We start from the raw sequence: 2,284 nt of genomic DNA, 5'->3' as shown, positions 1-2,284 counted from the left end.
CGACGCTGGGCCTGCCGAAGTCGTCCCGGTCGCCGTCCGCGCCGGCAGTCGGGAGGATCCGTGCTGTTCAGGTATCGCGCCACCATCGGGGGCTGTCCAGGTGGTAGTCGACTCGCTCGCGGTCATCGACGGCGGTATCGGGCAGTGCGGCGACATTGTCGATCCACTGCCGAGCCTTGGCCTCGAAGTCTACGTGGCCGATCTCGTGGTGGGCGGCGACGTACCGGAGGGCCGGGGGTTTGCCCCACCAATCCTTCTCCGCCAAGGCGGCCCTTCGGAGGTAGATCTCGGCGCCGACCGCGTTGGAGTGGAGGTACAGTTCCATGTTCCTTGGGTGGTCCGCGTCGGTCGCGGCGAGATGGAACCCCTGTCGGCTGTAGAGGATCTCCCGCTCAGTACGCGGAATGTACTCGGGGTCGACCCACGCGCTGTGGCAGGTGTATCCGGCGGCGGCGAAGGCGTCGAGGAGGGTCTCGTGCAGGGGCGTCGTCTCGATGCGGACCGCGTCGACGTCCGTGCGGTCCGCGATGCCGTCGGCATCGACCTCCGTGTACAGACCGATCCGCATCCCGGCCAGCGGCAACCCGCGCACCTCGGAGACCGGGGTCTCCCACTTCAGCCGGTACCGGAGCGGCACCCGGCGTTCTTCGCCCTTCGGGATGGTGAAGAGGCTCGTCACCTGGAAGTGGGCGAGGGTGACGCCGGTGTCCGTGTTGACGTCCGTCGTCGTGCTCTTGGTGACGGCGGCGGGGGCCGCGTTGGCGACCAGGCGCGCGTTGACCGTCCGGATCCGCACGTCCCGGTCGAGCGCGCGCAGTACCACCTCGCCGCGCAGGATCTCCCCGGGGCGCACCGGTTCGTCCGGGAGGAGTGTGTCGGCTTCCAGCGGTATGCCGTCTGCCGTCTTGCCGCCGCTTCCACTGCCGAGCAGTCGTTTGAACACCATGATCCGCACAGTAGCCGCAGCCGGGCCGTCAGGAGCTCGCCAGCGGACGGTTCCGGGCATCCCATATGCCGCATTACCACCGCAAGCGCCTCTTCTCGCCCGCCCTCCTCGGCACCCTGCCCCGCTCACCCATGCCGGACGGGCCGAGGCGGCGGACACCTCCTCACCGTCGCCTTCCACAGGTCCGAGGCCAGAGTGGAGGCTAAGTCGCCCAGAAGTCCGGTGCCGGGGAGGTCGTTGGCGAGCCTGGCCCAGGTGAAGGCCCGGGGCCGCGCCTATTGATCAGAAACTGATGGGGTTCTTGTCCAAGGCGTAACGGACGTGCGGGCCACCGAAGTAGCCGCGGACGAGGTGCGGCTGGCGCTGCCGTCGGTGGAAGAAGCGGCTGGTTTCGGCGGCGAGTTCGGCCTGGTCTCGGGCCCGGTGCTGCCGGGGCAGGCTGTGCTTGAGGTCGGCGTTGACCAGCTCGTCGGGGTTCAGCTCGGGTGAGTAGGGCGGCAGGAAGTGCAGCTCGACGTCGTCGGGGTGGGCGGCGAGCCAGTCGTGGACCTTCTTCGAGCGGTGGGCGGAGTGTCCGTCGACCACGAGGTGGACCTTGTGGTCGAAGTGGCCGGCGAGCCGGTCCAGGAAGCGGCACATCACCTCGGCGGTGAAGGACTCGGCGAAGACCATGAAGTGCATCCGGCCCTTGGCACTGATCGCCGACATCGCGTTCACCGAGAACCGGTTCCCGCTCCGCCGCACCACGGGCGTCTTCCCCTTCTCGCCCCAGGTGCGGCCGGTGACCTGGTCGGACCGGATGCCGACCTGGTCGGGAAAGAGGATCTCACCGCCGTCGGCCTTCGCCTTCGCTCGGACCTTCGGCCAGGTCTCCTGATGCCAGCGCGCCACGGCCTCGGGGTCCTGCTCGACGGCCCGTTTGTCCGGGCGCTGGAAGGACAGCCCCCAACGCCTGAGGTACTTGCCCACCCCCGGTTCGGTCAGCCGTACCCGGTACAGCTTCGTGATCAGCTCGCCGATCAGCCGCCGCGTCCACAACTGCCCATTCAAGCCCACGTCGCAAGGCCGGTAGTCGAGGACAGCCTGCCGCACCGCGGCCTGCTCAGCCTCCCCGAGCACCTGAGGCACCCCGACCGGCTTGCCCCGCGGCTGCATGGCCAGCGCCTCCCGCCCGCCGGCCTGCCACTTCGCCCACCAGATGTCGACCGCCTTCAACGACACCCCGAACAAGGCCGCCACATCCTCACGGCCCCGTCCCGCCACCAACGCGGCCACCGCCCGCAGCCGCAGGGCCTCCTGCGCCGACGGCGACAGACGCCGCGCATCCCCCACCAGATC

General features: G+C 69.5%; 2 protein-coding genes. Both read right to left on the bottom strand.

Translation table 11 applies throughout. From position 1 onward, the window contains the following. Positions 1-67 precede the first annotated feature (67 nt). A complete protein-coding gene (locus AOK00_RS22975) occupies positions 68-946 on the bottom strand; it encodes a sporulation protein (protein ID WP_055602188.1) in 879 nt (292 codons plus the stop codon). A 282-nt stretch (positions 947-1,228) separates the two neighbouring features. Beyond that, a partial coding sequence (locus AOK00_RS22970) for an IS630 family transposase (RefSeq protein ID WP_437441439.1) occupies positions 1,229-2,284 on the bottom strand: 1,056 nt, incomplete at its 5' end.

Origin of the sequence: Streptomyces aureus (genome assembly GCF_001418135.1) — a bacterium.
Lineage (GTDB): Bacteria > Actinomycetota > Actinomycetes > Streptomycetales > Streptomycetaceae > Streptomyces > Streptomyces aureus_A.
The sequence above is the reverse complement of the archived record's forward strand: the minus strand, read 5'-3'. Positions and strand labels throughout refer to the sequence as shown.